Source organism: Bacillus sp. GMs2/2 (genome assembly GCF_050172095.1).
In the GTDB taxonomy this organism is placed as follows: domain Bacteria; phylum Bacillota; class Bacilli; order Bacillales; family Bacillaceae_G; genus Bacillus_A; species Bacillus_A cereus.
In genome coordinates, this window is sequence record NZ_JBNLYE010000092.1 from 1 (window position 1) to 14853 (window position 14853).

The following is a 14853-nucleotide window of genomic DNA, read 5'->3' on the forward strand; positions in this document are numbered from 1 at the left end:
CTTTGTATGATTATCAAGTTGTTTTAGACTCTTCTCACTCTGTTGAAAATATTGTAAAATGAATGTGATATGAAAAGAGTGATTGAGGGGATTACTAGTTTGTAACTTTTGTAAGAAGGGATAAGGGTTATGTTAATTCGTTTTAAAAAAAGTTATGAAAAAATTGCAATGGGGCTTCTTTCGTTTATGCCAACTGAAAAAGATGTGAAAACATTACAATTGACAATGAAAGAATATGAAGCAAAAGATGATTGGCAATTGTATTTGTGGAAAGAAAATGAAGATTTTGTTGGAATAATGGGGATTGTAAAAAAAGAGAATCAAGTATTAGAAATTCAGCATTTGAGTGTGAACCCGTCTCACCGTCATGTGGGGATTGGGACGAAGATGGTTCAAGAGTTAAAGAGTAAATTTCTTGAGTTTACAATTTGCGGAAATGAGCAAACGGCAAGTTTTTGCGAAAAATGTAAAGGGCTAGAACAAAATATACATTCGTGAAAGCAGAGATAAGTAGTTTATTATCTCTGCTTTCTTTTTTGTAATTGTTCGTTTCGTTCAGTAATGACCTCTGTGCGATCACGCATAGTGTGCTTGTTTATAATATATTCACCTGGGATAGCATTCAAGTCTTTCCAAGAGAGGTTTTGTTTTTGACATAACTTTATGCACTGCTTCTCTAACGATGGATCTGATAAGGGTAAAAATAAAGGTACAAAACGTTCTTTTTTATGGATAGATTGCAATCTTTCATTGAGCAAGGAAAGAAGTTGTACTTGATTAATTCCTAAACGTTGTAAAGGCACACCGCTTTTTTCTAAAATTGTGATTGCGCTTTTCATCATTTTTGTGGAACCATTCCAATTAGCACGTCTTTGGTGGTATAAAGAAACTGCGATTTGAATGAGACCAACTAAGTAATGATCACGATTACCTCTTGGTTTTGTTTTCCAATACTCTTCTAGTATTTCGTGGCATTCAAAATAGTCATAATCTCCATGGAAATGAATTAAAAATTGTATGTATTCGGTAGGATACATGTTTTCTCGCTCCTATCTAACGGTTATACATATAAGTGTATCATAGAAATATGAACAATAAACGACTAGGAGGTTTCCCCCTAGCCGTTATTGTTCATATTAGCAGAAGCAAGCTGCTCCTACAATAATTAGTAAAATAAACAGTACAACAAGTAATGCGAACCCACCGCTAAAACCACAATCAACGTGACCCATAGTTTTTTGACCTCCTACATTGTTCTTACTACACTGTTATCATATGAAGTGGTGGGCATGATGACATAGGCATCGGTCTATTTTTAATTAAATTTCTTAAAAAGGTTGGATAGAACATGAGTATGCTCTATACTTATGTTGTTATAGAAAAAATGTGGTGGGATGCTTTGTGCAATATAATTTTAAAGTAGAGGCTTTTGAAGGGCCGTTAGATCTATTGTTACATTTAATACATCGTTATGAAATTGATATATATAATATTCCTGTAGCAGATATTACAGAGCAATATTTATCTTATGTGCATACGATGAAAGAACTTCAATTAGATGTTGCAAGTGAGTATTTAGTAATGGCTGCAACGTTATTACAAATTAAAAGTAAGATGTTGTTGCCGAAACATGAAGAAGATGTACTTGATAACGGTGATGATTTTATAGATGATCCTCGTCAAGAATTGATGGAGAGGTTAATTGAATATAAGAAATATAAGCAAGTTGCTACTGAGTTAAAAGAAAGAGAACAAGAAAGAGCACAGCTATATACACGTCCACCAATTGACTTTACATCGTTGCAACAAGAAGAGGAGACAAGCTTACCTCTTGATGTTACGTTATATGATATGCTAGCAGCATTTCAAAAATTAATGCGCCGTAAAAAGGCAAAAAAACCTGTAACAACACGTATTACTCGTCAAGAAATACCAATTGAACAGCGAATGACTGATATTTTAAAGCAGTTAAAAATAAAGGGTGGTCGCCAAAGTTTTTACGATTTGTTTGTTGATGATGAACGTGAAATAATGGTTGTAACATTTTTAGCAGTTCTGGAACTTATGAAAAATCAACAAATCATAATTGAGCAAGAACATAATTTTGATGAAATTTTCGTATCAAGCTCTAATAAATCTGCATAGAGCAAGTATGTGAAAATGGGATAGAAACATTTTATCTCATGCTATGTTTTAATGTATCGTTTGGAACAAGAGAAAAAATATTGAACCGAACGCATTAATTGTGATTCGGTTTTTTGATGTGTATTTTTATGGGAAAATAGAAGGAAGGAGCTCGTGAAATGGATAGGAAAGAACAAAAGTCAATTATTGAAGGCCTTTTATTTGTTTCTGGTGATGAAGGGATTTATCCAGAACAAATAGCAAAAGTTCTTGAAATTGAAATGAATGAAGTAATTAATATTTTAGAAGAAATGCAACAAGAATGTGAAGGTGCAAACCGTGGTTTGCAAATTGTACAGTATGCAAAAGTATATCGTTTTGCTACAAAGAAAGAACATGCTTCATATTATCAAAAATTAATAGATACACCAACAGCTGCTTCACTCTCACAAGCTGCCCTCGAAACTTTAGCGATTGTTGCATATCGCCAACCAATCACAAGGACTGAAATGGAAGAGATTAGAGGAGTTAAAACCGATAAGGCGTTACAAACGTTGGTTTCACATTTACTTATAAAAGAAATGGGAAGAGCAGAAGGACCAGGGCGTCCTATTTTATACGGAACAACAAAAGAATTTTTGGACACATTTGGATTGAAAACATTAGATGATTTACCACTGCTTTCTGAAGAGAATGAACAAATGAATGAAGCAGATTTATTCTTCGGTTCCTTACAAGAGATATCGAAATAAAAGCTTAGCATTTTGCTAAGCTTTTTTTGTATATCAATTATTTACAGTGCCATACTAAATGAAAAAAGGAGACGAGTTATGAGAGGTATGCGGATTATTTTATTATTAGTTTCTGTTTTATTATGTTTTTCTTTAAATAGCGCATCAGCTAAAAGGTATATGATGTCCATTCATACTACGTCTCCTTTACATATGCATCGGCAACATCTTAGTAAAATGAAAGTGAGCTTTTTAAAAGTGGGGCAAGGTGACGCAACACTTATTATAATGCCAAATGGACAAACAATGTTAATTGATGGAGGACCTTATGAAGCAGGAGAGGTTATTATTCAGAAATTAATTGAGAAAGGGATTAATCATTTAGATGTAATTGTCAGTACGCATCCCGATATGGATCACATAGGGGGGTTAATTCCAATTGTAGAGCAAATGCCGGTATCGCTTATATTAGATAGCGGAAAAACATATAGTTCTCTTACTTATCATACGTATCGGAATAATATTAAAAAAAGAGGGATACCTTTCGTTTCAGTAAAGGAAGGACAATATATACCGCTGGATCCACATGTTTCTATACAAGTATTAAACAACGGGAAATCAAAAGATGAAAATAATGAATCCTCAATTGTTTTAAAGGTGCGATATGGAAAAGCGGATTTTTTATTAATGGGTGACGCGGATGTACGGACAGAACATGAAATATTAAAACAATTTGATGTCCATGCAGATGTGTTAAAAGTGGGGCATCACGGCTCATATACTTCAACAAGTGAAACGTTTATAAAAAAAGTGGAACCGCAGTTTGCTATTTTGTCGTACGGGAGTAGTAATCCGTATGGACATCCTCACCAAAGTGTAGTGAAACGCTTAAAAAGGCACGGTATAATGGTATATAGAACGAATAAACGTACAGTAGAAATGGAAACAGATGGTGAACATATTATGTTAGAATCTAGCGGGTTAATGCCATTATTGAAGTGATTTCTAGATTAGGGGGCGATACTGTCCCTTTTTGGAAAAATGAATAATATATATTATAATTATAAGAGACGTAAGAAATTTCCTTTTCTGTTGAATAAAAAGGAAATTTCATTAGAATGTATAGACAACTACTCGTGCGTATATTAAGATGGAACTAGGCGAATAAGGTAATAATAACAAGTAGGTAATTCATGGGAAAGGATCGATGAAAATGAAAACGCAAATTGTCATCAATGCCAAAATTTACACAGGTCAAGAAATAGTGGAAAACGGATTTATTCGTTACGCAGAAACCATTAAAGAAATTGGTTTGATGGCTCAATATGTACCACAAGAAAATGAAACTGTTTTTGATGCTACAGGGAAGATTGTAATTCCAGGTATGATCGATGTTCATATTCATGGTGGATACGATATTGATGCGATGGATGCAAATAGCGATGGGTTAGTAACTCTAGGTAAAGAAATGTTAAAAGAAGGGGTTACAACTTACTTCCCAACAACAATGACACAAGCTCCAGAGGCAATTGAAGCAGCGTTAACTGCTGCAAAAGAAGCAAAAGAAAAAGGAGCGCATTTCGAATATATTCACTTAGAAGGACCTTATGTTTCAAAGAAACGTGCAGGTGCACAACCACTTGAACATATCGTTCCTGCAAATATTGAGCAATTTAAACAATGGCAAGAAGCAAGTGGGAATTTAATTAAATTAGTAACATATGCACCAGAAGAAGAGGGAGCGTTAGAGTTTGAACAATATCTTGCTGAAACTGGTGTAGTTGGCACAATGGGGCATACAGATGCAATTGATGCGCAACTAAAAAATAGAAAGATTACACATGCGACACATTTATACAATCAAATGCGTGGATTACATCACCGTGAACCAGGAGTTGTTGGTCATGTGTTATTAAATCCAGATGTAATGGTTGAAGTAATTACAGATGGCATTCATATTCACCCTGATATGGTGAAATTAGCATATAAGTTAAAAGGACCAAAAAAAGTAAGTGTTATCACTGACGCAATGCGTGCAAAGGGTCTTGAAGATGGATTATATGAGCTTGGCGGACAGCCAGTACATGTAAAAGATGGTAGTGCTCGATTAGAAGATGGAACATTAGCTGGTAGTATTTTAAAAATGGATCAAGCTTTCCGAAATGTAATTGAATTTACAGGTTGTTCAATCGAAGATGCAGTACTGATGACATCAGTTAACCAAGCAGAAGAGTTTGGATTAAATAATAAAGGTGCATTAGCGGTAGGAAAAGATGCAGACTTTGTTGTGATGAATGAAGATTTACATGTATATGATACGGTTCGTTTAGGAATTCATATGAAGGAAGGGAAGTAATTAAATGAATATTCTTGTTGTAAAAACTCCAGAAGAACTAGCAGAAGCAGGTTATAAATTAATTGAAGAAGTTGTAAAAACAAAAGAAAATCCAACGTTAGGAATGGCTACAGGAAGCTCTCCATTAGGTATTTATGCAGAAATGCGAAAAAATAAACTTGATACAAGCCGTGTAACCACTGTAAACTTAGATGAGTACGTAAATTTACCACATGAAGATAAAAACAGCTATCATTATTTCATGCAAGAACAGTTGTTTGATCATCTTCCATTTAAACAAACTTATGTACCAAACGGGATGGCAAGTGATTTAGAGGAAGAGTGCAAACGTTACGAGAGCATTCTAGCTGCTAACCCAGTTGACCTACAGATTCTTGGAATCGGTGAAAACGGTCACATCGGATTTAATGAGCCAGGAACACCGTTTAATTCTCCAACAAACATTGTTGAATTAACAGAATCTACACGCCAAGCAAACCTTCGCTTCTTCGAAAAAGAAGAAGATGTGCCAACTCATGCGATTACAATGGGAATTGGAAGCATTATGAAAGCGAAACAAGTTCTACTAGTTGCTATGGGTTCTAAAAAGGCAGAAGCTGTTAAAGAATTATTGCAAGGTGAATATAGTGAAGAGTGTCCGGCTACAGTTTTACAACGTCATCCGAATGTAACCGTAATCGCTGATCAAGAAGCTCTATCTTTATGCAGTGAGGCGATTGCTGATGAACATCGACAAGTATTCACCATTTCCGATCTATTATCAGATTCAAGAGTGGGTGAAACAGCTAATTGAGGACGGCGAATGGAAGCCGGGAGATAAAATCCCATCTGAGAATGAACTTTGTGATAAGTTCGAAGTGAGTCGAATGACAATCAGACAGGCGATTAATAATTTAGTGGAACAAGGCTATTTATATCGGAAGCGTGGAATTGGAACATTTGTCCAACTTCCGAAAGTGGAACAAAAATTGCAAGGAATGACGGGATTCACAGAAGACATGATTTCTCGTGGGATGAACCCAAGTAGTCAATTACTTAGTTTCCGCCTAGTTCCAGCTACTGCGAAAATAGCAGACCGGTTGAGAATACAGGAGGGGGAATCGGTTTATGAAGTGAGGCGTATTCGCTTAGCTGATGATGAACCGATTGCTTTTGAGACGACATATTTGTCGCCAGCTCTTGTAAAAGATATTAACGAAGAGATATTGCAACAATCTTTATATGAACATTTAGAGAAAAAACTGGGCTTTAAACTTGTTAGCGCTACTCAGTCAATTGAAGCTTCCGTTGCGACGGAAAATGAAGCTGAACATCTGCATATTCCTAAAAAGGCGCCTGTACTTGTAATGCGTCAATGGTCATATTCAGAAGGTGAGGTACCGCTAGAGTACGTGAAATGTATTTATCGTGGAGATCGTTATAAATTTATTACGAATATCGCACGTAACAAATAGTATATTTCAGTTTGTGAAGTACAGTGGAATTGAAAATGGTTAACATGTAAAGAAATAAAAATACGACTCATCCTTATAAGGAATGAGTCGTATTTTTATTATGAGCAATTACGTGGTTAACAGCATCTTTGACGTGATTTACTACATAGTGAGCGTGATTTTTTACTGCATCATCTGCTTGTGACATAGCAAAACTGTGAGGAGTTAAAGAAAACATAGGAATATCATTGTAAGAATCCCCTATACAAGCAATTTCCTCAGGTTTTATTTGAAACTCATTTAATAAAACAGAAATGGCAGAGCCTTTACTAACATTCGGTGGCATTACATCTAAACATTGTTCTGCTGAGATGAAAGTACTAACTTTCCCGTGGAATTTTTCATCAATTTTTTTCTGAAGGAGTTGCAAGCTCTCCTTTGTTCCACCGACAGAAATTTTATTTGGGAAAATTGTATCATCAATCTTCTGTAGTAAGTTTGGTTCTTCAACAGAAGTCATAGTTACTTGTTGTTCAAGTTCTTGAATAAAAGGTGTTTTCTCTTCAATGTAATAATTATGCTCATCACTTACATAACGGAAATAAGGATCTTCATTCGTCATAGCTAACAAATCGGGAAGTATGCTGGAATCAAAAGTTGCAGATAATAGTTGTTTATTTTCATGTGTATATACAAAAACACCATTTACACTAATGCGATGAAAATTTGTATTTACAGCTTTCATTAAGTCTGCAATTTCATTATCAAGTCTTCCGGAAGCGAAGCAAAGAATAACATTTTGTTCGGCAAGGCTGCGTAGTGCCGCAACATCTTGTTCATCAATAAGACCTCCGTGTTGCATCATTGTACCATCGATATCACTTACAAACATTTTAATCATGCTGTTATCTCCTTTCTATGTACAGTTGCTCTTACATTATACGCATCATATATAAACATGTCTAAAAAATGAATTTTTATTAAATGGCAGATGTTTTACATTGACGACAAAGAAGAATATTCTGTAACATGAAAGTAGGCTATTTAAGTACGAGGGTGGTGTTATATGAATAATTATCTAGAAATTAAAAAAGTTTTAAATAATAATGTCATCATTGCTAGCCATCCTGAACACGAGGAAGTAGTAGTGATTGGAAAAGGAATTGGATTTGGGAAAAAAGCGAAAGATGTATTGGAGCAAGAACAAATCGAAAAAATGTTTGTCTTAAAAAATGAACGTGATCGTGAACAATATAAATTATTAGTGCCGCATATTAGTGAAAAATTAATTGAATTGATGAACGATATTATGCTGTACATTCAAGAAAAAGCGAAATCTCCACTAAATGAACATATTCATATTGCGTTAACGGATCATATTTCATTTGCGATTAAAAGGTTAAAACAAGGACTTACAATTGATAACCCTTTTTTAGTTGAAACAAAAATGCTCTATCCAGAGGAATATGCAATTGCGGAAGGTGTTGTACAACTTTTAAATTCTCGTTTGCAAATTACATTGCCAGAAGGAGAAATTGGTTTTATTGCACTTCACATTTACAGTTCGCTTACAAATTCTGATTTATCTTCAGTTAATCAAAACTCCCGTCTCATTGCACAACTTGTATCTTTAATTGAGACAAACTTACAAATTACATTAGACCAAGAGAGCATTCATTATTTACGCCTTATTCGTCATCTTCAATATGCTATTGAGAGGGTGAAAAAAGGAGAAAAAGTAGAAGAATCGCAAAGTTTTGCTGATTTATTAAAGGCGGAGTATCCAGTTTGCTATAACTTGGCTTGGAAGCTAGTTAAGGTCATGCAAAAAGAGTTGCAACTACCTGTATATGAAGCTGAAAGTATTTATTTAACGATGCACTTGCAACGCTTAGTGAAGGCAGAGCATGTGTAAAAAGTCATATATTTTTGTCTAAAATGAAAACGTTAAAAAAAATGATTGAATCGCTTACAATAGTTATGTATAATAACTATTGCAAAGTTATACAAATTTCGACAAACACATTAAGGTGAGTAACGAAAACGTTTGCCTTAATTATAGTGAACTTATACGTAAACCTATTTTTGACACGTGTTACTGATTCGATCAGGCATGAGTGGAGAAAAGTAAGGAATGTAAGCTAGAGAAAGGGATATACTACCCTTTGTATAGCTATCGTTCTATCTTTTTTTCCTCATGTCTTTTTGGCGTTTGTCGGAAGGTATCAATATAGATAAGAGAGGAAGGGTTTCCATGTTTAAGAAGATCTTTGGTGTTCTTCAAAAAGTCGGAAAAGCGTTAATGCTTCCAGTAGCGATTTTACCGGCGGCAGGTATTTTACTTGGATTTGGTAATGCATTTCAAAATCCACAGTTAACAAATGTTATTCCTGCTTTAAAAGCAGATTGGTTCGTAATGGTTGCAAAAATTATGGAACAATCTGGTGATATTATTTTCGCTAACCTTGCATTATTATTCGCAGTTGGGGTAGCAATTGGTTTAGCTGGTGGAGACGGAGTAGCTGGTTTAGCAGCATTCGTCGGCTACTTAATTATGAACAAAACGATGAGTGTGTTCTTAGAAGTAGATAAGCTAGTGAAAGTAACAAGTTCTGGAGCAGACCCAGTAAAAATTGGATTTGCAGATCCAGCGTATGCAAACGTATTAGGTATTCCAACGCTACAAACAGGAGTATTTGGTGGTATTATCGTCGGTATAGTAGCGGCATATTGCTATAATAAATACTTCAACATTGAATTACCATCATACTTAGGTTTCTTTGCAGGTAAGCGCTTCGTACCGATCGCAACTGCAACATTCTCTTTAATAGTAGGTATTATCATGTGCTTCATTTGGCCATACATTCAAGGTGGCTTAAACACGTTCTCACATCAAATGATTGATGCAAATAGAACAATCGCAGCATTTATATTCGGTTTAATTGAACGTTCATTAATTCCATTTGGATTACATCACATTTTCTATTCACCGTTCTGGTTCGAATTCGGTCAGTATACAAATGCAGCTGGCGAATTAATCCGTGGTGACCAAAAAATCTTTATGGCACAGTTAAAAGACGGTGTAGAATTAACAGCAGGTACATTTACAACTGGTAAGTATCCGTTCATGATGTTTGGTCTTCCAGCAGCAGCTTTAGCAATGTACCATGAAGCACGTCCAGAAAATAAAAAATTAGCAGCAGGTATTTTAGGTTCTGCAGCATTAACATCTTTCTTAACAGGTATTACAGAGCCACTTGAATTTTCATTCTTATTCGTAGCGCCAGTATTATTCGGAATTCACGCTGTATTTGCTGGTCTATCATTTATGACAATGCAAATTTTAGGTGTTAAAATTGGTATGACATTCTCTGGTGGTTTAATTGACTTCCTATTATTCGGTGTATTACCAGGCCGTACAGCATGGTGGTGGGTAATTATTGTTGGTCTTGTACTAGCAGTTATTTACTACTTCGGATTCCGCTTTGCAATTCGCAAATGGAATCTAAAAACACCTGGTCGTGAAGTGGCAAATGCAAATGACGGCGCAGGAAAAGCAGAAGCAGGCGAACTTCCTCGTGAAGTATTAGTAGCACTTGGTGGTAAAGAAAACATTGCTTCTTTAGATGCTTGTATTACTCGTTTACGTGTTCAAGTTAACGAACAAAAGAATGTAAACAAAGACCGCTTAAAAGAACTTGGAGCAGCTGGTGTACTTGAAGTTGGAAATAACATTCAAGCTATTTTCGGGCCGAAATCTGACACATTAAAATCACAAATTCATGATATTATGTCAGGTCGTACACCTCATGTTGAAAAAGAAGAACCTGTAAAAGTGGAAGAAACTCCTCAAAAAGTTGATGAAAATGAAACAATTGTATCACCAATCGAAGGAAAAATCTTACCAATTACAGAAGTACCTGACCAAGTATTCTCAGGAAAAATGATGGGAGACGGATTTGCAATTGAACCAACTGAAGGAACAGTAGTTTCTCCAGTGAACGGTGAGATTGTCAATGTATTCCCTACAAAACATGCGATTGGCATTCAATCTGAAGGCGGAAAAGAAATTTTAATCCACTTCGGTATTGATACTGTAAAATTAAATGGTGAAGGTTTTGAAGCGCTTGTAGCACAAGGCGACAAGGTGAAACAAGGCCAACCATTATTAAAAGTAGATCTTGCATTTGTAAAAGAAAATGCACCATCTATCATTACACCAATTGTCTTTACAAACTTACAACAAGGGCAACAAGTCGAATTGAAAAAAGATGGAAATGTTAAGAAGGGCGAAACCGCTATTATTGACATTCAGTAGGAATTTGACGCAAAATGTTTATAATTATAATAGGCGATGTGGTTGACCGAACATCGCCTATTATATACAATAGATGGTGTAGTACTCACGTCTATACAACTAAAAAATACTGTAATTTAAAGGAGATAAATTATCATGGAAAAAATCTTTAAAGTAACTAGCGACTCAGGAATTCATGCTCGTCCAGCAACTCTACTTGTAAACACTGCAAGCAAATTCGGTTCTGACATTAACTTAGAGTATAACGGAAAGAACGTTAACTTAAAATCAATCATGGGCGTTATGTCTTTAGGCATTCAACAAAACGCAGAAATTAAAATCACTGCAAATGGTGATGATGCAGCTCAAGCACTAGCAGCTATCGAAGAAACTATGAAAAATGAAGGATTAGGAGAATAATGACTCTTAACATTCAAGGGATCGCTGCATCAAGTGGGATTGCTATTGCAAAGGCTTTCAGACTTGAAAATCCTGAATTTAACATCGAAAAGAAATCAATTACAAACGAAGCTGCAGAAATTGCACGCTTAGACGCTGCGCTTGAGAAAGCAAAAACTGAATTAGAAGCTATTAAGGACCACGCATTTGCTGAACTAGGTGCTGACAAAGCTGCGATCTTTGAAGCACATTTATTAGTGTTAAATGATCCAGAACTAGTAAACCCAGTAAAAGATAAAGTAAATAGCGAAAAAGTAAATGCTGAATTTGCAATGGATGAAGTTGCATCAATGTTTATTTCTATGTTTGAAAACATGGATAACGAATATATGAAAGAACGTGCTGCGGACATTCGTGACGTAACAAAACGCGTTCTTGCACATTTACTAGGAATTAACTTCTCAAATCCTGGTACAATTTCTGAAGAGGTAATCATCATTGCTGAAGATTTAACACCATCTGATACAGCTCAGTTAAACCGTAAGTATGCAAAAGGTTTCACTACTGATATCGGTGGACGTACATCTCACTCTGCAATTATGGCTCGTTCTATGGAAATTCCAGCTGTTGTTGGTACGAAAGTTGTTATGGAGAAAATCCAAAACGGCGATATCGTTATCATTGACGGTTTAGATGGAGAAGTAATTGTAAATCCATCAGAAGAAACTCTTCGTTCGTTTGAAGAAAAGAAAGCGAAATTTGAAGAGCAAAAAGCTGAATGGGCTAAATTAAAAGACCAAGCTACTGTAACAAGTGACGGACATCACGTTGAGCTTGTTGCAAATATCGGAACACCAAATGATGTACAAGGTATTATCGATAATGGCGGAGAAGGCGTTGGCTTATACCGTACAGAATTCTTATACATGGGCCGTGACAATCTTCCAACAGAAGAAGAGCAGTTCGAAGCGTATAAAGCAGTTCTTGAAGGTGTAAAAGAAGGTCAACCAGTCGTTGTTCGTACACTTGACATCGGTGGAGATAAAGAGCTTCCATACTTACATTTACCAAAAGAAATGAACCCATTCTTAGGATACCGTGCAATTCGCTTATGTCTTGATGAGCAAGATGTGTTCCGTACACAACTTCGTGCATTACTTCGTGCTAGCGTATACGGTAACTTAAAAATTATGTTCCCAATGATTGCAACTCTTGATGAGTTCCGTCAAGCGAAAGCGATTTTATTAGAAGAGAAAGCGAAACTTGTAGAAGCGGGTACAACTGTTTCTGATTCTATTGAAGTTGGTATGATGGTTGAAATCCCAGCTTCAGCAGTATTAGCAGATCAATTCGCGAAAGAAGTTGACTTCTTCTCTATCGGAACAAATGATTTAATCCAATACACAATGGCTGCAGACCGTATGAACGAACAAGTATCTTACTTATACCAACCATATAACCCATCTATTTTACGTCTTGTAAAAATGGTTATCGATGCTGCTCATAAAGAAGGCAAATGGGCTGGTATGTGTGGTGAGATGGCGGGCGATTCACTTGCTATCCCATTATTATTAGGATTAGGTTTAGATGAGTTCAGTATGAGTGCAACATCTATTCTTCCTGCAAGAACACAGCTAAGCAAGTTGTCAAAAGCAGAAATGGAAACATTAGCAGAAAAAGCATTAATGATGTCAACTGCTGAAGAAGTTGTTGAACTAGTTAAAAGCATATAAACAATAAAAAAACCTGAGCCGATTTGAAATCGGTCTCAGGTTTTTTCTATGAGAAAAGTAAATCTTATTTGCTTACTATTGAGGATAAGAGACAGAATTAGATAGCGATTGCAACGATATCAGTTGGGCATACACGTAAAATACCAGTAAAAGTATTTCGATTTTGATTGTTCTTATCGTCTTTATTGTTATCTTTGTCGTCTTTGTTATTACGAGCTAAAGCAGAGAAAAGAGCAACACCGTTAGCGAAACCTTCAAAAATTACATTATTGAAAGTGCCATTACCTCTAATGCTTAAAAGAGAAAGCTCTGTTCCAACTGAAATGCTAGCAAGTACGTTACATACAGCTGGTTGTTGTGGTCTAACTACTTCTCTCTCTTTCTCGCGATGTTCGCGATGGTCACACTCTCTTTCACGATGATGACAGTCTCTAAAGTTATCACAGCATCCAAATGATCCAAACATAATCCTCATCACCCCCTTCACACTTATAATCTATGTAAGTTCGGTAGTTAGTGACTGGACAGAGAGTGGAATTTTTTCTAGGGGATTTTCTCATTTTAAATGACTAGCTGGGTGTTTAGTATGGAATGATGTTTAAAATAGGGGGAATATAACAAAAAAATGTAAAAACCACCGAAATAAATGAAATGGGTAGCCTTTACACTTTTTTACTTTTATATAAAACGATGATATATACAGGGAGAGCTAGGAGTAGTGGCACAATGGATCGTGCAGTATGTTTTTCTGATTCTAATTGGAATGCTTCTTCTTTTGGAAATTGTAAAATGGAGATGTTTGCGGCATCACCAATAAAATATAGAAGCAGTACAGTTACTATGTAACATAAAAGTGCGATAAAGCTTCCGTATGAACTCAATGAAAATCCCTCTCTTGTTATCTATTTGTTATCATTGTATCACAATTGTAACAAAAATACACGGGTATATTTCAACACCTTAACAAAATTCGACACGAAACGTCACGTTTATTTATGAGGAGGGAATAGAATATACTTTTCCATAAGTATAAATGTCGAATGATTTGTAGTAATATTACAAAAGTATGACAGGAAATAAAAAAACGAAGGCAACGTAGTTACCTTCGTTTTTTTATTATTTTGCCCACTCACTCACTTGCTCTACGCTCATGCGAGGTGCAGGGTGGCCTTTTAAAGTTGATTCACCAATTGTAATAAGCATAATTGGAACGTAACGAGATGAAACGTTAAATTCGTCTGTCAGTGCTTGTGGATTGAAGCCACCAATAGCACAAGTATCCCAACCAGTTGCTTTAGCTGCAAGCATAAGTTGCATTGCTGCTAAAGATGCATTTGAAAAGGCAGCATCTCTTGGGAATTGTTCACGAGCATATGCAGATTCAATATTTTTAGCTAAGCGTTCTTTTGCTTCTTCTTTCATAAATCCTTGTTCTACAATTGGACCATATACCGGCTCAACATTTTTATAAGCTTCTAAATCGCCTAAAATAGCGACTACTGCAGAAGCATCAAGAATTTGTTGTTGGTTATAAGCTATTGGGTGTAATCGTTTTTGTACATCTTCACCTTGAAAAACAAGGAATTTCCAGTGTTGTAAGTTCCAAGCGGAAGGTGCTTGTGCTGCGGCTTTTAAAATCTCATGTAATTCTGTAGATGAGATTTCTTTATTTGGGTTGAATGCACGTGTAGATGTGCGTTCATATAGAACGTTAAAAAAGTTGTCGTTTGTCATTGTATATCCTCCAAATTGTATATCGAATTATTTTCAAAAAAATAAT

General features: G+C 35.7%; 17 protein-coding genes. 11 read left to right on the plus strand and 6 right to left on the minus strand.

The window, feature by feature from the left end:
- The first annotated feature begins 129 nt into the window (after positions 1-129).
- Entirely contained in the window at positions 130-498 is a 369-nt protein-coding gene (gene ribT / locus ACQGS6_RS13590; protein ID WP_000908401.1) for a GNAT family N-acetyltransferase RibT, read from the plus strand.
- A 20-nt stretch (positions 499-518) separates the two neighbouring features.
- Here ribT and ACQGS6_RS13595 read toward each other — a convergent pair whose 3' ends face one another.
- Together ACQGS6_RS13595 and ACQGS6_RS13600 are read right to left on the minus strand one after the other, a co-directional pair.
- Positions 519-1037, minus strand: a complete 519-nt coding sequence (locus tag ACQGS6_RS13595; protein ID WP_000283594.1) for a DUF309 domain-containing protein — start codon at positions 1035-1037, stop codon at positions 519-521.
- A 99-nt stretch (positions 1038-1136) separates the two neighbouring features.
- On the minus strand, positions 1137-1232 hold the full coding sequence (locus ACQGS6_RS13600; protein WP_000510194.1) for a YjcZ family sporulation protein: 96 nt from the start codon (positions 1230-1232) through the stop codon (positions 1137-1139).
- A 169-nt stretch (positions 1233-1401) separates the two neighbouring features.
- Between ACQGS6_RS13600 and scpA the strand changes: the two genes are divergently transcribed.
- The 6 genes from scpA to phnF all read left to right on the plus strand — a co-directional run bounded on the left by scpA (position 1402) and on the right by phnF (position 6665).
- Complete coding sequence (scpA, locus tag ACQGS6_RS13605) at positions 1402-2145, plus strand: segregation/condensation protein A (protein WP_001199753.1); 744 nt, start codon at positions 1402-1404, stop codon at positions 2143-2145.
- A gap of 158 nt (positions 2146-2303) precedes the next feature.
- A complete protein-coding gene (gene scpB, locus ACQGS6_RS13610) occupies positions 2304-2876 on the plus strand; it encodes a segregation/condensation protein ScpB (protein WP_000375170.1) in 573 nt (190 codons plus the stop codon).
- A 78-nt stretch (positions 2877-2954) separates the two neighbouring features.
- On the plus strand, positions 2955-3857 hold the full coding sequence (locus ACQGS6_RS13615; protein WP_001214829.1) for a ComEC/Rec2 family competence protein: 903 nt from the start codon (positions 2955-2957) through the stop codon (positions 3855-3857).
- Between the two features lie 211 nt (positions 3858-4068).
- Positions 4069-5211, plus strand: a complete 1143-nt coding sequence (gene nagA / locus ACQGS6_RS13620; protein WP_001987227.1) for an N-acetylglucosamine-6-phosphate deacetylase — start codon at positions 4069-4071, stop codon at positions 5209-5211.
- A 4-nt stretch (positions 5212-5215) separates the two neighbouring features.
- Positions 5216-6004 carry a glucosamine-6-phosphate deaminase gene (gene nagB, locus ACQGS6_RS13625; protein ID WP_001024210.1) on the plus strand — a complete coding sequence of 263 codons (789 nt, stop codon included), beginning with the start codon at positions 5216-5218 and terminating at the stop codon, positions 6002-6004.
- On the plus strand, positions 5934-6665 hold the full coding sequence (gene phnF / locus ACQGS6_RS13630) for a phosphonate metabolism transcriptional regulator PhnF (RefSeq protein ID WP_021727649.1): 732 nt from the start codon (positions 5934-5936) through the stop codon (positions 6663-6665). Before nagB ends, phnF begins: the two co-directional genes overlap by 71 nt.
- 73 nt (positions 6666-6738) lie before the next feature.
- Here phnF and ACQGS6_RS13635 read toward each other — a convergent pair whose 3' ends face one another.
- Complete coding sequence (locus ACQGS6_RS13635) at positions 6739-7545, minus strand: Cof-type HAD-IIB family hydrolase (protein ID WP_000594244.1); 807 nt, start codon at positions 7543-7545, stop codon at positions 6739-6741.
- Between the two features lie 165 nt (positions 7546-7710).
- Between ACQGS6_RS13635 and glcT the strand changes: the two genes are divergently transcribed.
- From glcT to ptsP, 4 genes are all read left to right on the plus strand, one after another.
- Positions 7711-8559 (plus strand): glucose PTS transporter transcription antiterminator GlcT, encoded by an 849-nt coding sequence (glcT, locus tag ACQGS6_RS13640; protein WP_001067317.1) that lies wholly within the window; start codon positions 7711-7713, stop codon positions 8557-8559.
- 339 nt (positions 8560-8898) lie between these two features.
- On the plus strand, positions 8899-10962 hold the full coding sequence (gene ptsG, locus ACQGS6_RS13645) for a PTS glucose transporter subunit IIABC (protein ID WP_000473174.1): 2064 nt from the start codon (positions 8899-8901) through the stop codon (positions 10960-10962).
- A 135-nt stretch (positions 10963-11097) separates the two neighbouring features.
- Entirely contained in the window at positions 11098-11361 is a 264-nt protein-coding gene (ptsH, locus tag ACQGS6_RS13650) for a phosphocarrier protein HPr (RefSeq protein WP_000411080.1), read from the plus strand.
- Positions 11361-13073, plus strand: coding sequence for a phosphoenolpyruvate--protein phosphotransferase (gene ptsP / locus ACQGS6_RS13655; RefSeq protein WP_000174207.1), 1713 nt, complete (start codon positions 11361-11363; stop codon positions 13071-13073). Before ptsH ends, ptsP begins: the two co-directional genes overlap by 1 nt.
- Positions 13074-13170: 97 nt before the next feature.
- Here ptsP and ACQGS6_RS13660 read toward each other — a convergent pair whose 3' ends face one another.
- The 3 genes from ACQGS6_RS13660 to ACQGS6_RS13670 all read right to left on the minus strand — a co-directional run bounded on the left by ACQGS6_RS13660 (position 13171) and on the right by ACQGS6_RS13670 (position 14807).
- The gene (locus ACQGS6_RS13660; protein ID WP_000468038.1) at positions 13171-13539 is read right to left on the minus strand and encodes a DUF3915 domain-containing protein; all 369 of its coding nucleotides are present in this window, start codon (positions 13537-13539) and stop codon (positions 13171-13173) included.
- Between the two features lie 196 nt (positions 13540-13735).
- On the minus strand, positions 13736-13954 hold the full coding sequence (locus ACQGS6_RS13665; RefSeq protein WP_000100485.1) for a hypothetical protein: 219 nt from the start codon (positions 13952-13954) through the stop codon (positions 13736-13738).
- A gap of 235 nt (positions 13955-14189) precedes the next feature.
- A complete protein-coding gene (locus ACQGS6_RS13670; RefSeq protein ID WP_000180387.1) occupies positions 14190-14807 on the minus strand; it encodes a nitroreductase family protein in 618 nt (205 codons plus the stop codon).
- Between the last annotated feature and the right edge of the window lie 46 nt (positions 14808-14853).